Source organism: Hyphomonas oceanitis SCH89, from assembly GCF_000685295.1.
In the GTDB taxonomy this organism is placed as follows: Bacteria; Pseudomonadota; Alphaproteobacteria; order Caulobacterales; family Hyphomonadaceae; genus Hyphomonas; species Hyphomonas oceanitis.
This window is the reverse complement of record NZ_ARYL01000023.1, coordinates 19,779-41,488: the sequence shown is the minus strand read 5'-3', so window position 1 is coordinate 41,488 and position 21,710 is coordinate 19,779. Positions and strand designations below refer to the sequence as shown.

The following is a 21,710-nucleotide window of genomic DNA, read 5'->3' as shown; positions in this document are numbered from 1 at the left end:
TACCGGTTATTGCGCCAGTGCGTAAACGTCAGCGGCGGACCATATGCCAGAATCGCAGCTCAATAACGTCTGGGAAAAACCGGCATTCTGCTTTCTGGCTTTCACCAGATAGCTCGCCAGTGCTGCGACACCCTTCGTCGCAGAAGCTGGCGTTCGAGCATACGTATCCCTGTCCAGAACAACGGCATAGTAGGGCGCCGTATCGGCGTCACATGATTCAGGAAGCGACAGATGGCCAGTCGCCAAACCTGAAACAGCCGATACGAACTCAATGTCCTTATCCGTCTGTATCTGAAGTTCATCAACACGTTCGCGCGTGTTTTCAAACGCAAGCGCATATAGTTCGCTTTCCTGCATATCGACATCGCCTAACATCTCTTTAGTCACAGCCGCGAGACTATCCGGGCTATCGAGTGCCAGCAGGACGACCATGTCACCAGCGAAGGGCTTCTTTACGACTGGAATGGCCGGTACGCCGGGTATGCTTTCGCCATATCCTGCTGGCCGCAACAGGACGACGATGCGTTCGCGAAAATCATCGGGCATCAAACCGATCTTATCCTGGTCTGTCAGTGATGCGACCGACATAGACACAAGCCTGGCTATCACCGCGTCCTTGGCTAAAGGGTCGGCCAGATAAGCTTCATACATGTTGTCGGTAAAAAAGGTGTGGGTCTGGCAGTCTTCCGAATCCGCTCCGAAACTGAAACTGCCATCGTCTATCGGCTCAACGCACGCAACCTGCTCGTTCGCCTTCACCGCAGACATCGCCTCTTGGGTGAAACTAGCTCGCGAAAGATGTTCGCGCATTACGGAATGCTCGTCACTGTCCGCCGGGCTACAGGCCGCAACCATTAATCCGATCGCTGAAATGATCCACCGCATCAACCTCTCCCCAATAAAATCGAAGTGAGTTGATGCGAAAGATCCTACAAACGCAACCTATACTACCGTCCGAACTTCTTGAATTTCAGGCGCTTCGGATTGACGGCGTCTTCGCCGAGGCGGCGCTTCTTGTCTTCAAGGTAGGACGAGAAATCGCCCTCGAACCACTCAACGTGACTGTCGCCCTCGAAGGCGAGGATGTGCGTCGCCATGCGGTCAAGGAACCAGCGATCGTGCGAGATGATAACGGCGCAGCCGGGGAAATTGTCGAGGCCTTCTTCGAGGGCCTGCAGCGTTTCCACGTCAAGGTCGTTGGTCGGTTCATCGAGGAGGAGCAGGTTGTGGCTGCCCTTCAGCATCTTGGCGAGGTGGACGCGGTTGCGCTCACCGCCTGAGAGCAGGCCGACCTTCTTCTGCTGGTCGGTGCCCTTGAAGTTGAAGGCGCCGACATAGGCGCGCGACATGACCTGCACACCGCCAAGGTCGATCATGTCCGTGCCGCCCGAGATTTCCTCCCAGACGTTCTTGCCCGGATCGAGCTTGTCGCGGCTCTGGTCGACATAACCGATTTTCACCGTCTCGCCGACGCGCAGGCTGCCCGAATCCGGCTTTTCCTGATCGAGGATCATCTTGAACAGCGTCGATTTACCAGCGCCGTTCGGGCCGATCACACCGACAATGCCACCCGGTGGCAGTTTGAAATCGAGGTCTTCGATCAGCACGTTCTCGCCAAAGGCCTTGTTGAGGCCTTCCGCTTCCAGCACGACGCCGCCAAGGCGCGGGCCGGGCGGGATGCGGATCTGCGCGGTCATCACCTGCTCGCGCTCGGCCTTGGAGGCCATTTCCTCATAGGCGTTGATACGGGCCTTGGATTTCGCTTGACGGGCCTTCTGGCCGGAGCGGACCCATTCAAGTTCCTTGGCCAGCGTGCGCTTGCGGCCGGTATCCTCGCGGGCTTCCTGCTCCATCCGCTTGGCCTTCTGCTCGACCCAGCCGGAATAGTTGCCCTGGAAGGGCACGCCGCGGCCGCGGTCGAGTTCGAGGATCCAGCTGGTGATATCGTCAAGGAAGTAACGGTCGTGGGTCACGAGGATGACGCAGCCGGGGAAATTGATCAGGTAGTTCTGCAGCCAGGCAACCGTCTCGGCGTCGAGGTGGTTGGTCGGTTCATCCATCAGGATCATGTCGGGCTTGGACAGCAGCAGCTGGCAGATCGCCACGCGGCGGGCTTCACCGCCGGAGAGGGCCGACACGTCGGCATCATTCTCGGGGCAGCCGAGCGCCGTCAGCGCCATGTCGATCTTGGAATCGATGTCCCATGCGTCAGCGGCGTCGATCTGCTCCTGCAGCTTGGTCATCTCTTCCATCAGCTCGTCGGAATAGTCTTCGCCGAGTTTTTCGGAGATGGCGTTGAACTGTTCCAGCATCTGCTTTTCAGGGCATTTGGAGGCGACATTCTCGAACACGGTGAGCGTCGGGTCGAGCTTCGGCTCCTGTGGCAGGTAGCCGACCTTGATGCCGTCAGCGGCCCAGGCCTCGCCCTGATAATCCTTGTCCTCGCCCGCCATGATGCGCAGCAGGGTCGACTTACCGGAACCGTTGACGCCGACCACACCGATCTTGGCGTCAGGCAGGAAGTTCAGGTGGATGTTCTCGAACACCTTCTTGCCGCCAGGATAGGCCTTTGTGAGGCCTTGCATGTGGAAAACAATCTGGGGACCGGCCATGGCGCGTATTCCTGTTCGAGCGGGAGGGAGAATGCGCTCTACTCGCGCGCGCGCAGCGGAAAATCAAGCCGTCAATGGCAATGCTAGTCCTGAAAACTCCAGCTGATCAGGCCTTGCTGCTCCAGCATTTCCAGCCATGTGCGGTCGTGACTCGGGAAAATGGTCAGTTCCGGATTGGCCTCCCAGAGGTCGTGCAGGGCGCGGATCTGGTCCTTGACGGCTGTGCGGTCCTCGTTCGGATCGATCACGGCGTACTGGGTAAAGACGGGACGCATCACCAGCTCGTCGAGCGAAGTCATGGTCCAGACGATATCGCCGATCATCAGGTATTCATGACCATTCTCCAGCGTGATGAAGACCATCTGGCTGCCCGCCGTATGGCCGGGCACGGGGATCGCAACGACACCCGGCGCCACTAGCTGAACCGAACCATCGAGACGCGGGGCAACATCGCGCACGGCTGGCGCCAGCTCACCAATCGCAAACTGCGGCATGGCGGCAATCTGCGGCGCGTTGAGCACAAGTCGCGGGGCCAGTGCGTCCGGCTGCGGGTGGCGCGCAATGGCCATGACATGATCAAGATGCTCATGCGTGATCAGCACCTGATCGGCGCGCAGCATGGCCGCCGTCAGCTGCTCATAGGCTGCGTCATCGAATGACCAGTCCTTGGGGGCGGCCACCATGCCTTCGGATGTCTGACGGTCGAGGGCGCCACCGATAATGATGGTCTTGTCCGGATAGACCAGCTGGACGGAATTGTAGCTCGTCTGCCATTTGCCGCCGAACGCCCCGGCACGCGCCGCCACCATGGGCGCGGAATCCCGGCCGACTTCCAGCACGCGCACCTCTGTCGGCAGCGTGCCACCGCCTTCGCGCACCATGCTGCGCCATTGGTCCATGTCCATCAGGCCCGCCGCTGCCTTTGGCGCGTGACTGAACCCGACAAACAGCCACCAGCCAGCTGCTGCCGCCACGACGACAAGCGCTCCGGCGATACCCAGAATCCATTTCAGCATTTTGTGTCCTCCCGCTGGTAGCCTAGCAGCATTCTGAACGGGGTAAAATTTGTTTATCGTTCAGAGCCTTTTGCCCCATGCTTGATTTCACGCGCAAATAGCCTCCAATGGACTGAGGAGTCCCGCTATGAGCGAACCGGTGACACAGGCCAGACCGGCCGATGACGACATGAGCCGCGCGTCCGGCTGGGACGCGCTGCTGGACGACCTGTTCGGCCTGAATGTCCGGGCGCTGGCCTCGATGTGGGCCATCCTCGCCACGCCCCGCAAAGTGTTCGCGGCGGCGCGGGATGCGGACTGGCTTGGCAAGTATACGCCGTCGATCCGGCTGGTCTTCACGCTGATCGCCGCCATGGTCTTCCTGCGCTTCCTCTGGGGCGGCGCGAATAGCGCGCTGCACGAGATGACGAAGTCAGGGCTCACCGATTCCAATGTGCTCGGCTATGGCGACATGGACACGTTCACCCAGGACTATCTCGGCCTGTGGCTGATCATGTTCCCGTTCAGCTATTTTTTCGTTCACGGGCTGCTGGCCCTTGTGGTGCGGATCTGGGGCAAAGGCACCGGCGCACCTGTGCGGCTGCGCCTTTATTTCGCGGCCCTGCTGCCGGGCCTGTTGCTGGGCGTCCTGTCGACGGTGGCCATCCCCCTGCTGGATGTGGCCCTGTTCGAGCGGACACTCATGCCGGCGCTTGTGCTGACAGGTGTGATCTATGCACTGACTGTGTTCCGGGGGCTGCCTGCGGCCGTGAGCAAGATGGGCCGGGCGTGGCGCAGCCTTCTGTTCGCGTGTGTTGCGCTTTGCGGCGACCTGTTCATCGCCTTGTCGACCTTCGTGATCGGCTATGCCTGGCTCTATGAGCGCGGGCCGGTCTAGCGCGCGGCGCAAGCCTTGGCGGCGGCGTGTTCCTCGTCGGACATGACGCTTTCCAGCCGCTCAAGCTCTACGACTGCCCCGGCATTGCCGAGCCTCTCAGCTTCCCGGAACCAGTGCCATGCGGCGATGAAGTCGGACTCGCCCCAATGGCCGCCGGCATGGGCGATGCCAAGATTGAAGGCGCAGCGGCTGTCGCCCAGCCGGGCGCCGCGTGTCCACCATTCGCGGGCAGCGCCAAAATCCTGATCACCGCCCGTTGCAGTCATCATCATGGCGCCAAGGTGGGTGATCGCGTCGACCTCGCCATCCTCTGCCGCCAGCAGGAACAGGGTGCGCGCGCGGGGCAAATCCTTCTCGCCGCCGAGGCCGCGCACGAGCATGAAACCCAGGTTGAAGCGCGCCGTGGGCAAGCCGGTTTCGGCCGCCTGATGGTAATAGGCACGGGCCGCAGCGAGGTCCTTGTGGACCCCCCGACCGTGATGGAGCATGGTTCCGAAATTGTTGGCCGCCGCTGCGTGGCCGGCATTCGCCGCCTTACGCATCGCCTCAGCCGCTTTCACGAGCGACTCGCCCCCCTCACTGCCCGCGAGCAGTGCCTGAGCGTGTTCGTAGATGGCGTTCCCCTCATCCATAGGTGTACTTTAATTCACGTCTTCAACCTGACCAGACAGGAAACACAGTTTCGCCACAAATTATCAATCTGTGCGCGATTTCAGGGCTGCGGGATGACACAAGCCCGATGATCGCTAGTGTGCGCTACAGAACACGCGGAGAGCACCATTGCCTGAATCCCCTACAGTCCTGACGATTGAACGCCTGTATGGCTCGCCTTCCCTGTCAGGCCCGGCTCCACGGGGAGTAAAATTCTCGCCGGATGGCCAGCGCGTGACCTTCCTGAAAGGCCGTCCGGACGAACAGGACCGGTTCGATCTCTGGCAGTTTGACGTGAAAACGGGCCTGCAGAGCCGCCTGATCGATTCGCAACTGCTTCAACCTGTCGAAGCAGAACTCTCCGAAATGGAGAAAGCCACGCGCGAGCGCAAGCGGATTGCAGGCGCAAAAGGCATCGTTGATTACGATTGGGGCACGGCGGATACGCTGCTGGTCCCGATGGGCGGCGACCTGTTCCTGGTGACGCTTGGCGACGGGGCGCCTGAGGTTCGCCAGCTGACCGAGAACGACGCTTTCGAGACGGATGCGAAGGTCTCGCCGGGCGGGCGGTATGCCAGTTTTGTGCGCGACGGGACACTCTACGCGATTGACCTGCCCAGCGGTGAGGAGACCCGCCTCTCCCCCGCCGCCGAGCCGGACAAGGCCATTTCGTATGGTGTCGCCGAATTCGTGGCACAGGAAGAGATGCATCGTTTCACCGGTTACTGGTGGAGCCCCGACGACCCCTATGTCGCCTATACGCGCGTGGACGAATCCACGGTCGACATCATACCACGCTTCGACATAGAGGCGGATAAGGTCAGCGTCATCGAACAGCGCTATCCGCGCGCCGGACGGCCAAATGCCGTGGTGGACCTGTTCGTTCGCGACATGGCGACGGGGGAGACTGTCGAGATCAAATGGCGGAGAGATGATTGGGGGCCTGCGACGGACCAGTATCTCGCGCGAGTGAACTGGGCGCAGGATACGCTCTTCGTACAACGTGTGAACCGCGATCAGACGGATCTCGATCTTGTACAATTCATGGCTTTCCAGCATCCGTCAAAAGGCGTGCGCCTCTACGAGGCCTCCCATCGAACCCTGGACCGGCAGCCGAACTGGATCAATCTCTCAACAGACTTCAAGAGCCTTGGCGGATGGGGCAGCGCGCTCAGCGACGAAACGACTGGTTATCGTCAGATTTGCCTGCTTCCCGCTTCAGGCAGCGCGCCGCCCCGTCACATCGGTGGTGACTGGACGGTCGACGAGTTGAAGATGGCCAGCGCCGCGCGCATGGATATCCACTTCACGGGCTTCAAGGATTCTCCCCTTGAACGCCACCTGTACCGGGCTGGAATTCCGGCGCTTGGCGGCACCACTGCCCAGCGCCTGTCGCGTGATGTCGATCTCGCGCCCACGCGCATCACCGAACCCGGCAAGTCATGGGCGATCACCATGGCGCCGGACGGCAAGTCCTTCGTCGGCACCAGCTCCTCGCCGGGCCAGCCGCCGCAGGTCGGGCTGTACAGGGCCGACGGGTCGCTGATTGCGTGGATCGAGGAAAACCGGCTGGACGAAAACCATCCCTATGCGCCGTTTCTTGCCAATCATTCCGAACCGGAATTCGGGACGCTGAAAGCCGAGGACGGGCAGGACCTCCATTACTCCATCCTGAAGCCGCCGGGCTTTGACCCCGCCAAAAAGTATCCCGTGATCGTCGAAGTCTATGGCGGGCCGCATGTGCAGACCGTGGTGAATGAATGGGCCCGTGTGTCGGACCAGTTCTATGCGCGTGAGGGATACATCCTCTTCCGGCTGGACAATCGCGGCTCGGCCAACCGGGGCAAGCAGTTCGAGGACGTCATCTATCGCCGCACGGGCGGGCCGGAAGTGCGCGACCAGCTGGTCGGCGTCGACTGGCTGAAAAGCCAGCCCTTCGTGGACGCGAGCCGCATCGCCATTCAGGGCTGGTCCTACGGTGGCTACATGACGCTGATGACGGTGCTGCAGGCTCCGGAGGGCACGTTCGCCGCTGCCGCCGCCGGCGCGCCCGTCACCGACTGGCGCCTCTATGACACGTTCTATACCGAGCGCTACATGGACACGCCGGAAGACAATCCGGACGGCTACGAGGCCTCCAGCGTTTTCCCCTATGTCGACAATCTGACAACGCCCCTGCTGCTGATGCACGGCATGGCCGACGACAATGTCACCTTCGACAACACGACCCGCCTGATGGCCGCGCTGCAGGAGAAGGGCAAGGCGTTCGAGCTGATGACCTATCCCGGCCAGCGCCACGGCATTCGCGGCGAGAAACTGCAGGTGCACCTGATGAGAACGCGCATGGCGTTCCTGAACAGGCACCTGAAGTCACCCAATATCCCCGAAGGCTCACCCTGAGCGACGTCGAAGGGCGAGCCGGGCTAACACACGTCTCGCGCGCGCCCGTCCTTCGACGTCGCTCAGGATGAGCGCTCACATGAGGCAGTCAATGATCAAACCCTGGACGACACTCGAGAGCCACCAGACCTTCAAGGACAAGTTCCTGTCGGTGCGCACAGACAGGTGCGAGCGCGATGACGGCCATGTCGTGCCGACCTATCATGTGCTGGAATTCACCGAATGGGTGACGCTGATCCCCATAACGGATGAAGGCAATGTGGTGTTGATCCGCGAGTATCGCCATGCGGGCGGCATCGTGCTGCTCGGCGTTCCGGGCGGTGTGATGGATCCGGGCGAGACGGACAAGGAATCGGCGGGGCGGCGCGAGCTGCAGGAGGAGACCGGCTATACCGCACGCGAGATGGTGCATGTCGGGACCTGCTTTGCGAACCCGGCGCTGCAGAACAATCAGGTGCATTATTTCCTCGCCACTGGCTGCACAAAGACGCACGCGCAGTCGCTCGACCCGAACGAGGAGATCGAAGTGCTGGAAATGCCGTATGAGGAATTTCTCGCCTATGAAGACCTCGACGCCCAGCACGGCCTTCACGCGGCGGCATTGTTTTACACCGAGCGCTATTTCGGCAAGCATCCGGACAAACGCCCTTAAGGGCCATCACCACGAGGAAACAAGATGCCAGCCTTCCAGCCCACCGCCGACCAGTTCCGCGCCTTCCGAGATGACCCCCATGACGGGCCCGTCGCGCAGGTGAACCTGCTCAAGTTCCGCGTGAAGGCGGAATACGGGCCGGACGATCCGGAACATGGCGAGGCGATCAGCGGCGAGGCAGCCTATATGCGCTATTCCGAAGCCTTCACGGAAGCCGCAAAAGAAGTCGGCGGCTCGACCCTGCTGCTGGCATCGACCGAACGCTACTTCATCGGACAGGGCGACTGGGACGGCGTGCTGGTGAACCACTTCCCGACGCGGCAGGCCTTCATCGCCACGCTGAACCACAAGGATTACAAATCAATGTCGCGCCACCGCGAGGCAGGCCTGCTCTGCCAGGAGCTGATCGTGACGCGGCCGAGCTGGGTGAATGGAGAGAAGACATGAGCGGCTATGAAGTCTACGGCGCGCTCGGCTCGCCCTATTCGATGAAAGTGCGCGCGGCGATGCGGGCGAAGCGCCTGCCTCACACATGGACCGGCATGACGGGCGAGGAACGCGGGCAGATCATGCCGAACGTCAAGGCGCCGGTCATCCCGGTCATCAAGCGCCCTGATGGGACGTGGACGAATGATTCCACGCCGTTCCTCCTATCAATCGAAAGCGAGGGCCGCTCCCTGCTGCCGCCGGACCCGGCCCAGCGTTTTGCCTGCCTGCTGCTGGAGGACATGGCGGACGAATGGTTCATGAAGGCCATGTTCCACTATCGCTGGTTCTACGAGGACGACGCAGAATGGTGCGCCAACTGGCTGATCTTTGACACGCTGCCGAATGGTGGGCGCGCAGCCGTTGAAGAGACGGCGGCGGGCATCCGCGCGCGGCAGATTTCGCGCATGGCGCTTGTCGGCTGCACGCCGGAAACCGCGCCGCTGATCGAGGCGAGCTGGAAGCGGGTGAACCGGGCGCTCGAGGCCATGGCGCTGGGGCCGACGCGCTTCCTGTTCGGCGATGCGGTGTCGCTGGCGGACCTCGGCTTTTACGGGCAGCTGAAGGTCATGTCCTATGACCCGACGCCGATGGCGTGGCTGCGCGCCGAGACGCCTTACCTCTATCGCTGGCTGGACCATGCCGATGATGCGGGCGGCATCGAAGGCGGCTGGACGGACGGCCTCAGCGACCCGGTCAAGGACCTGCTGGCGATTTGCGGCGACACCTACCTGCCCTTCCTGCAGGCCAATGTGGAGGCGCTGGCGGCGGGAGCGGAGACGTTCAGCCTGACCGTCGAAGGCGGGCGCTATGAGCAGGGCGTGTTCAAGTATCAGGCAAAATGCCTTGAGGCCCTGAAGCGCGAATGGGCCGCACTGGACAGCGATGCCAAGGCAGCCCTTTCTGCCGCCATTGGCAAAGGAGCCTCCCTGCTTGACTGACACAACATCGCCGATCAGCCGGCTGCTGCATTACCGCACCGAGCACCTTGCAAAGGGCGAGGCGGTGGCGCTGCCGATCCATGCCTCATCCACGTTCCACCTGCCCGGTGACCCGGACGGCAGCCATTTCTATGGCCGCAACGGCAACCCGACCGTGGAAACGGTGGAGGCTGAAATCGGCATCCTGGAAGCGGCGGACGTGATCTGCTTCCCGTCCGGCATGGCGGCGATTGCCTCGGTTTTCTATTCCGTGCTGCGGACTGGCGACACGGTTCTGGTGCCGTCCGATGGCTATTACAATGTGCGCAACCTGCTGAGCACCCAGTTCGAGCCGATGGGCGTGACCATGCGCACCTGTCCGACGGCGGAGATGGCCGAGGCGGATTTCAAGGGCTGCAAGCTGGTGCTGATCGAGACGCCGTCCAATCCGGGCCTCGCTGTGTGTGACATCGCCAAAACCGCCCAACGCGCGAAAGCGGCGGGCGCGCTGGTCATGGTCGACAACACGACCGCATCGCCGCTGATCCAGCAACCGCTCGACCTTGGCGCCGATTTCAGCGTCATGTCGGACACCAAGGCCATGGCAGGCCATTCGGACGTGCTGTGCGGCCATGTGGCGACGCGCGACGCGAAACTGTTCGAGGGCGTGAAGACATGGCGGCGACTGGCGGGGGCGATTGTCAGCCCGTTCGATGCCTTCCTGCTTCATCGGGGGCTCGCGACCGTGGAGGTGCGCCTCGCCCGGATGAACGCCAATGCGCTGGCCGTGGCGGAGGCCGTTCAGGGCCATGTGGCCGTGAATGCCGTGCATTACCCCGGATTGGGGAATGACCCGTTTCACCAGGTGGCGCTGAAGCAAATGAACGGTTTCGGGCCGATTGTGAGTTTCGTACTCGCCGACAAGGCGAATGCCGAACGCTTCATCGCAGACTGCCACCTGCTCTCTCCGGCCACCAGTTTCGGCGGCGTCCATTCGAGTGCGGAGCGCCGCGCCCGATGGGGCGACGACGTGCCGGAGGGCTTCATCCGCTTCGCCGCGGGTATTGAGCCGACCGCTGATCTTGTGTCCGCCGTGACGCGGGCCCTCGACACACTGTCCTGAGACGGACCGGTTATCGTGACATAGCTCTCAATCTGGTATAGTTCTTGCGAATTGCAGGTGGGAACCACGCAATGAAACGTCTTAGTATAGTCCTCTTCTTTATTCTGGTCGCCGGAGTGGCCTGGGGCTGGTTCAAACTGAACCAGCCGGCCGCGCCGTTGGAGCGCACCGAACCGCTGCGCATTGCGCAAGGCGTGATCATCGGCGGCGTGGACGAGGATAACCCAGATATTCAGGTCTATAATGGGCTGCCCTATGCCACCGCGCAGCGCTGGAGCGCGCCGGATATACCGCCGCAATGGGGCGCCATCCCCCGCGATTCCCGCACCTTTGGTCCCGAATGCCTGCAGGGCCGTGACAGCCTCACCGGCTTTGTCGATGACATCCTGAAGGGCAATGGCCTGCCTTGGTGGAAACGGTTCGTGGCCGAGAAATACCTCGCCGCACAGCCCGCTCCGCAGGAATCCGAAAGCTGCCTCTTCGTGAATGTCCGCACGGGCAACATGAGCGGCGCAGCGCCGGCTCCTGTCATGGTCTGGATCCATGGCGGCGCACACAAGGCGGGCTCGGGCTCCTCCAGCTTCTATCAGGCGAACGGCCTTGTCGAAAAAGGCGTCGTTCTGGTCACGATCAATTACCGTCTCGGCGCCCTCGGCTATCTCGCCCATCCGGCGCTGACGGAAGTCGACGGCACGTCCGGCAATTACGGCCTGCTGGACCAGATGGCCGCGCTCAAATGGGTGCGCCAGAACATTGCAAGCTTTGGCGGCGACCCTGAAAACGTGACCGTGTTCGGCGAGAGCGCCGGCGCCGGATCGGTGAGTGAACTCATGGCCTCTCCGATGTCGGCCGGCCTGTTCGACAAGGTGATCCTCGAAAGCGGATCAAGCAGCGGCAATGCCATCCACCTGTCGAAATCCCCACTGGCCAGCGTGCGCAGCGCCGAGGATGTGGGCACGGAATTCCTGTCGACCCTTGCGCCGCCTGCCGCGACCGCTGCTGAGCTGCGCGCAATTCCGGCGGCTGCGATCATCTCGCGCGCGAAGGTGCGGGGCGACCTCGGCGACTATTTCCTTCCCGTCGTTGACGGCAAGGTGCTGCCGGAAATGATCGGCAAGGCCATCCGTGATGGCGAAGTCCCCCACCTGCCGATGCTGGCAGGCTACAATGCCGATGAAGGCACACTGTTCTATGATGGCATCCGGTCGCCGACCCTGTTGGCGGGCCCGATGACGGGCACACTGGACGAACGCGAAGAGATGCTGGCCGATGTGTTCGGCGCCAATCCGGCCAAGGCGCTGCAGTCGCTTTATGGCATGGAGAGCCTGGAGACCTGGGACAAGGGCGCGGTGGACATGCTGGGCGATGATACGTTCGGCGTGCACATGCGCTTCCTCGGCAAGCATAATGCCGATAAGGGCCAACCGACCTGGATGTATATTTTCTCGCGCGTGCCGCCCTCCAAACACCAGACACTTGGCGCCTACCATGCCGCCGAAGTGCCGTTCGTTTTCGGCAAGCCCTTCCCGCTTCTGCCTGTCACGCATAGCGACGAGAAACTGTCCGAGACGATGGTGACCTATTGGACCAATTTCGCGAAGACGGGCAATCCGAACAGCAATGGCGTGCCGGTATGGCCGCCCTACACGTCCGAAACGGATACGTGGATGGAGCTGCACTATCCGCTGGCGCCGCACCGCGAATTGCGCGCCCGCAAGCTTGATATCCTTGAAGAAAAGCTCAACGAGCGGATCGACATGGTGACCGAAGTTGTGGCCCCGCGCGACATGGCGCTGAACGTTGACCCGCTGGCCGTGGTGTCAGGCGATGAGGAGGCTGTTGCAGATAGCAACTAGACCTGCCTGATCCACATCATCGAACGCGTCGAGCAAGGTTGAATCCACATCCAGAACCGCCGCCAGTTTGCCCTCGGCATCAAAGACCGGGACGACGATTTCCGAATTCGAGGCCGAATCGCATGCGATGTGACCCGGGAAGGCGTGCACGTCCGGCACGATGATGGGTTCGCCTGTGGCCGCGACATGACCGCAGACGCCCCGGCCGAAGGGAATTCGCAGGCAGCCGAGCGTGCCCTGATAGGGCCCGACCACGAGTTCAGCCTCCTTCAGCGGGTCAACCACATAGAAACCCGTCCAGAAGAAACGCGGCGCCATGGCCTGGGCCAGGATGCAGGCCGCCGTGGCATAGCGCGCCGTAATTGAGGTTTCGCCAGCCACGACGCTGTCGATTTCGGCCTTCAACTCGCGATAGTGTTCTGCCTTGTCCATATTCCGCCTCATCCTTGCCGTGGAGCGGCTATATCGGGTGGATGGCCCGATAGGGCAATAGGTCGTTGAAGCGGCGCGCAACCTCTGGAATAGTCTGCCAGACGCGCAGGCAAACGGGGTGCCTGAAGCAGGAGGGTCGACACGTGCGCATTCCGGTCCGGATGGGAGCCTTGCTCGCGCTTTGCGTCGCGATGGCCTCGCCCGTGGGACTGGCGCAAAACACGCTGCCGAAAATGACACCCTCCCCCGCGACGGACGGCCTGCACGATGACAGCGTCGACACCTATGATGACGACACTTATGTCTATGATGAAGACGACGATTACGGCCCGCAGACCGACCTTGAGGCGCTGGATCAGGCCCATGCGGCCTATCTGAAGAAAACGGACCTGCAGCTGAAGCGGCCGGAATATGATGCGCCGCCCAAGGACTTCAAGCCACCCAAGCCGCCGCCACGCTGGCTGCAGGCGATCTTCAGATTTATCGGGAACCTCGGGCCACTCTTGCAGGTGGTCTTCTGGATTGCATTGGCACTGGTTATTGTCGGCGTGCTCTATTTCCTGTTTGGCGAGGCGCTCCGCGTGCGCTTTGGCCGTGACGGCAAGGGAAAGGTGGACAATCCGGATGATGTGCTGCCTGACCTGCGGCCCGACACGCAGGAGGCGCTGACCCTGCTGGAAGAGGCCGATGCGCTGGCTAGGGCTGGCAAGTTTGCCGAGGCCGTGCACCTGCTGCTTTTCCGCTCGATCAACGACATCCAGCAGCGCCTTGAAGGCGGCGTCCCGCGCTCGCTGACGGCGCGGGAGATTGGCAGCCTGCGTCACCTGCCGGAGCGGGCGAAGCGCGGCCTTGGCCCGATCATCCAGATTGTGGAGCACAGCTTCTTTGGCGGACGTGACGTGGACGCGGCAGGCTGGAAGACGGCGCGCGAATCCTATGAGCATTTCGCCTTCGGTGAGGGCTGGGCATGAGCGAGACGAATACCGGCTCTCCCTTCGCGGCGCGGACCGTGGCGATCATGCTGACAATTGCGATTGTCTCGTTCGGCGCGGTGATGGTGCTGGCTGGCTGGTCGCCGGAGCTGCGGGATCGCAACCATGCGGGCGACCATCCCTTCTCGACCTCTGCCATAGGCTATAATGGCATCGTCCAGCTGCTGGAGGCGCAGGGCTATCCGGTGGAAGTCTCGCGGCTGGAAAGTCGACTGAGCAATCGTGACTGGGGCGTGATGGTGCTGACTCTGCCCGCACGGGGCGCTGGCGATCTTGAGAATACAGTCATGCAACCGACGACGCTGGTCGTTCTGCCCAAATGGAACGGCGAGACCGACCCGTTCAACACCAAGCGCCAGCGCGATACCAAGTTCACCGATGCCAGCGCCGTGAACGACCTGCTGGGCAAGCTGAATGTGACGGGCGAGATCGGGCGGATCGATGTGCCGCGCCTGACCGAGACTCCGTTTGGCGACATGAAGCTGAAGCCCGACGTGAAGATGCAGGTGATCAAGTCAGACACGCTGGTCGAGATTGCCGGCACCGAGGATGGCATCCTTCTGGGCAAGATGGCTGACGAGGACATCTACATTCTCGCCGACCCCGACATGCTGAACACGTTCGGCCTGGCCGAACGGGAGAATGCGCTTTTCGCCGTGCAGCTGATGGACTGGATTCGCTATGACGAAGCCGAGCCGATCATCTTCGATGCGACGCTGCACGGCTTCGTCCGCTCGGAAAACCTGATGCAGATGATGTTCGATATTCCCTATGTCGGCGCGACGCTGGCGGCGCTGGCAGCGGCCTTCCTGCTCGGATGGGCGGCACTCGTTCGCTTTGGCCCGACCGTGCGGGATGGCCGCGTTATCGCGCTGGGCAAGCAGGCATTGGTGGACAATTCAGCCGGGCTTTTCACCATGTCGCATCGTGAAACGCGGATGGCGCCGGGATACCTCGCCATGATGCGGCGGCGCGTTGCGCGCGAGATCGCCGCACCGAAGACAATGACCGAGGCACAGCTGTCGGACCTGTTCGACCGGCTCGGTCCCGAAGAACAATCCGGCAAGCGGTTCTCGCAAATGGAGGCGGGCCTCAGAAATCCCTCCGCCAACCGCGAGGAACTGATGACAAAGGCCCGCGAACTCTATCGCTGGCGACGCGACATTCTCAGGAGAGGCACACATGAACGTAAGTGACATCAAGGACCTGGCGGCGAAGATCCGCGGCGAGGTACGCAAGGCCGTGGTTGGCCAGGACACGACGGTCGACATATTGCTGACGGCGCTGTTCTCGTCCGGACATGTGCTGCTGGAAGGGCCGCCCGGAACGGCGAAGACGCTGCTGGCGCAATGCTTTGCCAAGGCGATCTCGCTGGACTTTGGCCGCATCCAGTTCACGCCGGACCTTATGCCGGGGGATGTTCTGGGCACGAACCTGTTCAATTTCCAGACCAATGAATTCAGCCTGACCAAGGGGCCGATCTTTACAGACCTGCTGCTGGCCGACGAGATCAACCGGACGCCGCCAAAGACGCAGGCCGCGCTGCTGGAGGCGATGCAGGAGCGCAAGGTGACGATCGACGGCGACGCCTATCCGCTGAACCCACGCTTCACCGTGATCGCGACGCAGAACCCGATCGAGCAGCAGGGCACCTATCCCCTGCCCGAAGCGCAGCTGGACCGTTTCCTGTTCAAACATACGCTGGCCTATCCGAGCCGTGAGGAAGAGTTCGCCATCGTCGCGCAGCACGGCACGCGCACCGGCATGAACACGCCAGCCTCGTTCGGCATCGAGTCCGCCATCAGCGCGGCGGAGCTGGACACGGCCGTGGATACGGTCGCCGGGGTCAAGCTGAAGGATGATATCATCTCCTATATTGTCGACCTGATCCGGGCGACGCGGGAGACACCGGCGCTGGAGACAGGCGCGAGCCCGCGCGCGGCGGCGGCGTTGGCCACGGCAGCACGGGCGCGTGCGGCGATTGACGGACGTGACTTCGTGATCCCGGATGATGTGAAGACGCTGGCCTTGCCCGCACTTCGCCACCGGATCCTGCTGTCACCCGGCGCCGAGATCGAGGGCAAGACGACCGACGAAACGCTGGCGGGCATTATCGAACAGACGGCGGCGCCCCGGTGATTTCGCCGACGCCCCGCGCGATCTTCCTGATGCTGCTCGGCGTACCGCTGATGCTGGCCATCGCATTGATGGCGCCTGCGCTGTGGATCGTGTCGGCGGGCTGGATTGTGGGCGTGGGGGCGCTGATCCTGCTGGACGCAATGATGGGCGCCTCGCTGCGCGCCTATGCGCCTGAGCTGGAGATACCACCGCTGCTCTATGTCGGCGGGAGCGATCCGCTGCCACTGGTGTTGCGCTTCAACGGGGGGCCGCTGCCGCGCCGGGTGCAGGTGAAGCTGGAGATGAATGAGCTGCTGGAAGACATTCCCGCCAAGGGCCTGCGTGGCTGGGAGGGCAATGAGCGGCCCTATGAGTTTGACCTGACGCCGAAGCGCCGCGGCATGGCGAAACTGGTGCGCCTGTGGAGCCGGTGGCAGGGGCCGCTGGGCCTCATCCAGAAGCGGCACATACTCGAACTGGACCGGGATATTCCTGTGACGCCGAACATTCGCTGGGTGAAGGACGAGGCGATCCGCCTGTTCTCGCGCGACGCAGCCTTTGGCATCAAGACGCAGATCGAGCGCGGCGACGGAAGCGAGTTTGATGCGCTGCGCGAATTTTCCAGCGGCATGGACCGGCGGGCCATCGACTGGAAACATTCGGCGCGGCACCGAAACCTGCTCGCCAAGGAGTTCCGCACCGAGCGCAACCACAATATCGTCTTCGCCTTCGATACCGGGCGGCTGATGAGCGAGCCGCTGGGCGGGGTTCCGAAGATCGACCGGGCAATCAATGCGGGCCTGCTGCTGTCCTATGTCTCGCTGCGCCAGGGCGACCGGACCATGTTCTATGGCTTCGATTCCCGGCCCGGCCTGACGACCGGGTTCCTGAGCGGGCCACGCGGCTTTCCCAAGGCGCAGGGCATGGCGGCAGGCCTCGAATATTCGACGCAGGAAACCAATTACACGCTGGCCCTTTCCACGCTGGCGAGCCGGCTGGAGCGGCGCAGCCTTGTCATCATCTTCTCTGATTTCGTCGATACGATCTCGGCCGAGCTGATGCTGGAAAATGTAAAACGGCTGACGGACCGGCACCTGGTGCTGTTCGCGACCTTCGAGGACGAAGCCCTGTCGGGCATGGTGGATGCACCGCCGGAAACCACAGAGGACGTGACGCGCGCGGTGATCGCAGACGGGCTACTGGCCGAGCGGGACGTCGTGTTCCGGCGTCTGCAGCGGATGGGCGTGCAGATCATCGAGACGAAACCGGAAGCCTTTGGTGGCGCGCTGATTTCGCGCTACCTGCAGATCAAGCAGAGGGACATGCTGTGAGAGGCGATACGCTGAAATCCTATCGCTTCCGCGAGGAGCGCGAAGCCGACTGGCGCAAGCTGGACCTGATCCTGACGCGGGCCGAGAATAGCGGCGTCAACGCGCTGAGCGACGAAGACATGACGGCCCTGCCCCGGCTGTACCGGCAGGCGGTGAGTTCGCTGTCCGTGGCGCGGTCGATCTCGCTGGACCAGAACGTCATCACCTATCTGGAGAGCCTGTGCACGCGGGCCTATTTCTTTGTCTACGGCGCGCGCACGACGCTGGGCGAGCGCATCATGGACTTCCTGCGGCGTGGCTGGCCACAGGCGGTGAGCGGCGCGGTTGGGCCCACCTTGCTAGCCTTCCTGTTTTTCTTTGGCGGCATCGCGCTCGCCTTCTTCCTGTGCATGCAGGATATGGACTGGTTCTGGACCTTCCATAATGAAAGCCTGTTCGACGGGCGCAACCCGGATGCGACGGTCGAATATTTGCGCTCGACCATCTATACCGATCCGAACGATCACGGGCAGAGTGACCTGGCCGCGTTTTCGGGATTCCTGTTCAACAATAATGCGCGGGTTTCGCTGTTCGCCTTTGCACTCGGCTTTGCCTTCGGCCTGCCGACGGCGTGGCTGCTGCTATACAATGGCGTTACAATCGGGTCGCTCTATGCCGTGTTCTGGCAGAAGGGCCTCGGCTTCGAGTTTACCGGCTGGCTGATGATCCATGGCGTGACGGAACTGTTCGCGATCACGCTGGCGGGCGCGGCCGGTTTTGTGATTGGCGGGGCGGTGGCCTTTCCGGGGCGGATGACCCGGATGGACTCGGCGCGGGCCGCGGGACAAAAGGCGGCAACCATCGCGATGGGCTGTGTGATCATGCTGGTGATTGCGGCGCTGCTGGAAGGTTTCGGGCGGCAGCTGATCAATTCCGACGTGGCGCGCTACACGATTGCGGGCGTGAGCCTGTTCCTCTGGTGCGCCTATTTCTACCTGCCGCGTGCGGGGCGTGACACATGACGAACACTGCTGTTCCTCCCGGTCGTCCGGGCATCAGCATGGAGGCGGCCCAACGCCGCCGGGCGCGCATGGCCGAGCAGATGCGCGTGGGCAAGATGACGCGCACGCTGGTGACGCCGGAAGGCGCTGAGATAAAGCTGAAGCTGGCCAGTGTGGCCGAGCGCGCCGGGGCCTTTGCCATCGACGTAGCGATCCAGTGGGCCATCGTGATCGGCGTGCTGTTGGGCATGATTTTCACCATGGGCGCGATGGGCATGGAGCAGGCGAATTTCGCCTTTGCCTTCTGGATGGTGTTCTACTTTTTCGTGCGGAACTTCTATTACATCTTCTTCGAGATCGGCCGGAAGGCGGCGACGCCGGGCAAGCGGGCGCTTGGCCTGAGGGTGGCGACACGCGATGGCGGGCGGCTGACGGCGGATGCCGTGCTCGCGCGCAATTTCATGCGGGAGGTGGAGCTGGGCCTGCCGCTGCAATTCGTTTTCATGGGACTGGGCGGCGACCAGGTCGGCGGATGGATGGCACTGTTCGGGCTTTGCTGGTCCTGCGTGTTCCTGTTCTTCCCGGTGTTCAACAGGGACAAGATGCGGGTGGGCGACCTGCTGGCCGGAACATGGGTGATCAAGTCGCCCAAGGCGCAGCTGATGAGCGACATCACCTCGGCCATCATGACGCCGGAACAGGGCGCGCGCTTTGCCTTCACGCCGGCGCAGGCGGATGCCTATGGCATTCATGAGCTGCATGTCCTGGAGGATGTGCTGCGCCAGTCCACGCCTGAAATCAAACAGCAGGTGGCCGGGCGAATCCGCGACAAGATCGGCTGGGCACGGACGGCGGGCGAGACGGACCTCGCTTTCCTGGAGGCCTATTATGCCGCCCTGCGCAAACGCCTCGAACAGCGCATGTTGCTGGGCGAGCGGAAGACCGACAAGTTTGACATGGGGCGATAGGGGCTAGCCTGGCGGGGCGTGTGCCTTGTAGTGGGCGGCGGCGTTGAGAAATTCGGCGTCGGCGCGCAGGTCAGGGTCGAGGCGCTGGCGGTTGAGGCCCGGAACATTGTCGAAATTGAAGGGCACGGGGCGCGTGGCGCCCGCAGCGCGGCGCCGGGCGAGCCAGCGGGCAAGACGTTTGGCGTGGGCGTCGGGATGATTGATGACATCCCGCAGGGCCATGATGCGGGCCAGAAGCCTTGCACCGGACTGCGGCGCGCGCGGGGGGCGTTGCGGCCTGGGGGGAAGCGGCGGGCCGTCGAGGAAGCGGATGCGGGGGCCTTGGGGTTTCGGTGCGGAGCCGAGGGGTTCTGTGAAGCGGAATGTGGCCTTCCGGGATGCCGCTCCTGCCTGCGCAGGGGACACGGGAGATGGGTGAGTGGGAGCGTTAACCGCGTGGCCGGAGGGGCCGGCTTTCATAAGAGGCACGGACATTTCAGGTGCAATCAGGTAGAGGAGACGCCGGGCCATGGCTTCACCGGGTTTGAGGACTGCCAACACTTTCGCGGCAAGGCCGCGTGGCAGGACGTCGAGGGCTTCACCGAAGAAGGCAAGGGCCATGGCCACGATCGAGCCGAGGCGCAGCCAGCTCTCGGGCGCCACAATGTCCATATCCTGATCATCGAGCGGAAACATGGAGGCATTGTAGGCATGGTTTTGAAGGGGGTGGAGAGAGCGCCCTCTTTCCTCCCCCTCTTCCCTGCCCTGCCGGGCGATGTGGCCTGACTAGTCCGCAGGAATAGTCTCGAAGGGCGTGAGGAAAAGGCCGTGGAGGGCGCGGACGCCGTCATAGTAGTTGCCGACGCGCATGTTCTCGTTGGCGGCGTGCTGGTTATTGTCGGCATTGACCAGCGGCAGGAGCATGATGGGCGCGTCAAGCGACAGGAGGCCGGACGTGGGGACGGAGCCACCCATGAGCGGTATACGGACGGGCTCGGCGTTGAATGTCTCTTTCAGAGAGGCCGTGATCCACTTGCCGACGGGGGCGCCGAGCGGCGTTTGCAGGGCCTTGCCGCCGCCGCCACCCTTCATGGAGGCGAGGCGGGGATATTTCATGCGTTCCTCTTCGGTCGGTTCGCCGTCGACCAGATGGTAGCCCTGCGCCTCGATATGGGTGCGCACGAGTGCGATGAGGCGCTCGGGCGGCGTAGCAGGCACGGTGCGCATGCCGATGGCGGCGGTGGCATATTCGGGAATGATCGTGCGGCGGTTGGCGCCAACATCAGCGGCCTTGAGGCCCGCAATATTGAACGAGGGATAGTTGATCGCCTCCTGATAGGAGAGGCCGACGCAATCGGGCTGGGCAATGCCGAGGCGAGCATTGATGGCGGCTTCATCATCGGGCACCGAGGCGAAGGCGGCTTTGGTCTCATCATCAAAAACGACGCCGTCATAGAAGCCCGCGACCGTAACGCGGCCGCATTCATCCTTGAACGTGGCGAGGAGTGCGGCAAGCAGCTGGGCGGGGTTGGGCGAGTAATTACCATAGTGGCCGGAGTGAAGCTCGGTGCGGGCGCCGAAGACGGTGAGTTCGAAGCCAGCGCCGCCCCGGTGGCCGTAGACCACGGTGGGGCGGTTGGAGATGTGCATGGGCCCATCGAGCATGATGACGGCATCGGCGGCGAGCAGGTCGGCGTTGCGTTTGACGACATCCTTGAGCGTGGGCGGGCCGCCCTCTTCATGGGAGTCGAGCAGGATCTTGATATTGATGGCGGGTCCGCGGCCTTCCGCTTTCAGGGCGTTCATGGCGGCGAGCAACATCATGATGGGCGCCTTGTCGTCAGCGGCGGAGCGGGCGAAAAGGCGGTCGTCGGGATCGGACTCTCCGTTCAGGAGGCGGTCGAGGGGCAAGTCTGTCCACGCGCCGTCCGCCATTGTTTTGAGGACGGGGGAGAACGGGCTCTCCTGGTCCCATTCTTCGGGCTTCACGGCCTGGCCATCCATGTGGGCATAGAAGAGGACGGTCTTGCGACCCGGCGACTGGGTCGGCCACGCGGCATAGACCATGGGTGTTTCGCCGTCTTCGAGTTGCTGGGCGGTGTAGCCGTAGCGCTGGAAGGCATCCTCGATCCAGTCGGCATTGGCGCGGATTTCCGCTGTGGAGCGCTTGGTGATGTTGGGCAGGCGCAGGAAGGCGACCCATTCCTTGAGGCTGTCCTTTGTGGCGGTTTCGACGGGCGTGTCTGCGAGGGCGGGCTGGGCGAGGCAGGACAGGAGGGCGAGCGCGGCGAGGAATGGACGGGGAAGAAGACGCATG

Annotated in this window: 20 protein-coding genes; 13 read left to right on the top strand and 7 right to left on the bottom strand. The window is 62.7% G+C overall.

Annotation, left to right across the window (positions count from 1 at the left end):
- Positions 1–6 precede the first annotated feature (6 nt).
- The 3 genes from HOC_RS14205 to HOC_RS14195 form a co-directional block, all read right to left on the bottom strand.
- Positions 7–885, bottom strand: coding sequence for a DUF1444 domain-containing protein (locus HOC_RS14205; RefSeq protein ID WP_035539704.1), 879 nt, complete (start codon positions 883–885; stop codon positions 7–9).
- A gap of 62 nt (positions 886–947) precedes the next feature.
- Positions 948–2,612 (bottom strand): energy-dependent translational throttle protein EttA, encoded by a 1,665-nt coding sequence (gene ettA, locus HOC_RS14200; RefSeq protein WP_035539703.1) that lies wholly within the window; start codon positions 2,610–2,612, stop codon positions 948–950.
- 83 nt (positions 2,613–2,695) lie between these two features.
- Positions 2,696–3,628, bottom strand: coding sequence for an MBL fold metallo-hydrolase (locus HOC_RS14195; protein WP_035539702.1), 933 nt, complete (start codon positions 3,626–3,628; stop codon positions 2,696–2,698).
- A gap of 127 nt (positions 3,629–3,755) precedes the next feature.
- Here HOC_RS14195 and HOC_RS14190 point away from each other — a divergent pair, with 127 nt between their 5' ends.
- Positions 3,756–4,505, top strand: coding sequence for a hypothetical protein (locus HOC_RS14190; RefSeq protein ID WP_035539701.1), 750 nt, complete (start codon positions 3,756–3,758; stop codon positions 4,503–4,505).
- Here HOC_RS14190 and HOC_RS14185 read toward each other — a convergent pair.
- Positions 4,502–5,137: a tetratricopeptide repeat protein gene (locus tag HOC_RS14185; protein WP_051624913.1), complete on the bottom strand. Its 636-nt coding sequence runs from the start codon at positions 5,135–5,137 to the stop codon at positions 4,502–4,504. The two genes, HOC_RS14190 and HOC_RS14185, sit on opposite strands and share 4 nt — an antisense overlap.
- Positions 5,138–5,285: 148 nt before the next feature.
- Between HOC_RS14185 and HOC_RS14180 the strand changes: the two genes are divergently transcribed.
- From HOC_RS14180 to HOC_RS14155, 6 genes are all read left to right on the top strand, one after another.
- Positions 5,286–7,556 (top strand): S9 family peptidase, encoded by a 2,271-nt coding sequence (locus HOC_RS14180; RefSeq protein ID WP_035539700.1) that lies wholly within the window; start codon positions 5,286–5,288, stop codon positions 7,554–7,556.
- 91 nt (positions 7,557–7,647) lie between these two features.
- Positions 7,648–8,208, top strand: coding sequence for an NUDIX hydrolase (locus HOC_RS14175; protein ID WP_051624912.1), 561 nt, complete (start codon positions 7,648–7,650; stop codon positions 8,206–8,208).
- A gap of 24 nt (positions 8,209–8,232) precedes the next feature.
- The gene (locus HOC_RS14170) at positions 8,233–8,655 is read left to right on the top strand and encodes a DUF1330 domain-containing protein (RefSeq protein ID WP_035539698.1); all 423 of its coding nucleotides are present in this window, start codon (positions 8,233–8,235) and stop codon (positions 8,653–8,655) included.
- The gene (locus HOC_RS14165; protein WP_035539696.1) at positions 8,652–9,635 is read left to right on the top strand and encodes a glutathione S-transferase family protein; all 984 of its coding nucleotides are present in this window, start codon (positions 8,652–8,654) and stop codon (positions 9,633–9,635) included. The genes HOC_RS14170 and HOC_RS14165 overlap by 4 nt, the downstream gene beginning before the upstream one ends.
- Complete coding sequence (locus HOC_RS14160) at positions 9,628–10,737, top strand: cystathionine gamma-lyase (RefSeq protein ID WP_035539693.1); 1,110 nt, start codon at positions 9,628–9,630, stop codon at positions 10,735–10,737. Before HOC_RS14165 ends, HOC_RS14160 begins: the two co-directional genes overlap by 8 nt.
- 71 nt (positions 10,738–10,808) lie before the next feature.
- Positions 10,809–12,593: a carboxylesterase/lipase family protein gene (locus HOC_RS14155; RefSeq protein WP_035539691.1), complete on the top strand. Its 1,785-nt coding sequence runs from the start codon at positions 10,809–10,811 to the stop codon at positions 12,591–12,593.
- Here the strand turns inward: HOC_RS14155 and HOC_RS14150 are convergent.
- The gene (locus tag HOC_RS14150; protein ID WP_084146339.1) at positions 12,558–13,025 is read right to left on the bottom strand and encodes a GAF domain-containing protein; all 468 of its coding nucleotides are present in this window, start codon (positions 13,023–13,025) and stop codon (positions 12,558–12,560) included. The genes HOC_RS14155 and HOC_RS14150 overlap by 36 nt on opposite strands.
- A 143-nt stretch (positions 13,026–13,168) precedes the next feature.
- On the opposite strand from HOC_RS14150, the gene HOC_RS21375 reads away from it, so the two are divergent.
- Genes HOC_RS21375 through HOC_RS14120 form a run of 6 tightly spaced genes read left to right on the top strand, consistent with a single transcriptional unit; the run spans position 13,169 to position 19,414 of the window.
- Entirely contained in the window at positions 13,169–13,996 is an 828-nt protein-coding gene (locus HOC_RS21375) for a hypothetical protein (RefSeq protein ID WP_156950495.1), read from the top strand.
- Positions 13,993–15,213 carry a DUF4350 domain-containing protein gene (locus tag HOC_RS14140; RefSeq protein WP_035539687.1) on the top strand — a complete coding sequence of 407 codons (1,221 nt, stop codon included), beginning with the start codon at positions 13,993–13,995 and terminating at the stop codon, positions 15,211–15,213. The genes HOC_RS21375 and HOC_RS14140 overlap by 4 nt, the downstream gene beginning before the upstream one ends.
- Entirely contained in the window at positions 15,200–16,156 is a 957-nt protein-coding gene (locus HOC_RS14135) for an AAA family ATPase (RefSeq protein ID WP_035539685.1), read from the top strand. Before HOC_RS14140 ends, HOC_RS14135 begins: the two co-directional genes overlap by 14 nt.
- A complete protein-coding gene (locus HOC_RS14130; protein ID WP_035539684.1) occupies positions 16,153–17,466 on the top strand; it encodes a DUF58 domain-containing protein in 1,314 nt (437 codons plus the stop codon). Before HOC_RS14135 ends, HOC_RS14130 begins: the two co-directional genes overlap by 4 nt.
- On the top strand, positions 17,463–18,467 hold the full coding sequence (locus HOC_RS14125; RefSeq protein ID WP_035539682.1) for a stage II sporulation protein M: 1,005 nt from the start codon (positions 17,463–17,465) through the stop codon (positions 18,465–18,467). The genes HOC_RS14130 and HOC_RS14125 overlap by 4 nt, the downstream gene beginning before the upstream one ends.
- Positions 18,464–19,414 (top strand): RDD family protein, encoded by a 951-nt coding sequence (locus HOC_RS14120; RefSeq protein ID WP_241767034.1) that lies wholly within the window; start codon positions 18,464–18,466, stop codon positions 19,412–19,414. The genes HOC_RS14125 and HOC_RS14120 overlap by 4 nt, the downstream gene beginning before the upstream one ends.
- A gap of 3 nt (positions 19,415–19,417) precedes the next feature.
- On the opposite strand, the gene HOC_RS14115 is transcribed toward HOC_RS14120, so the two are convergent.
- Positions 19,418–20,089: a hypothetical protein gene (locus tag HOC_RS14115; RefSeq protein ID WP_035539679.1), complete on the bottom strand. Its 672-nt coding sequence runs from the start codon at positions 20,087–20,089 to the stop codon at positions 19,418–19,420.
- A 90-nt stretch (positions 20,090–20,179) separates the two neighbouring features.
- Positions 20,180–21,709, bottom strand: coding sequence for a M20/M25/M40 family metallo-hydrolase (locus HOC_RS14110; protein WP_035539676.1), 1,530 nt, complete (start codon positions 21,707–21,709; stop codon positions 20,180–20,182).
- Between the last annotated feature and the right edge of the window lies 1 nt (position 21,710).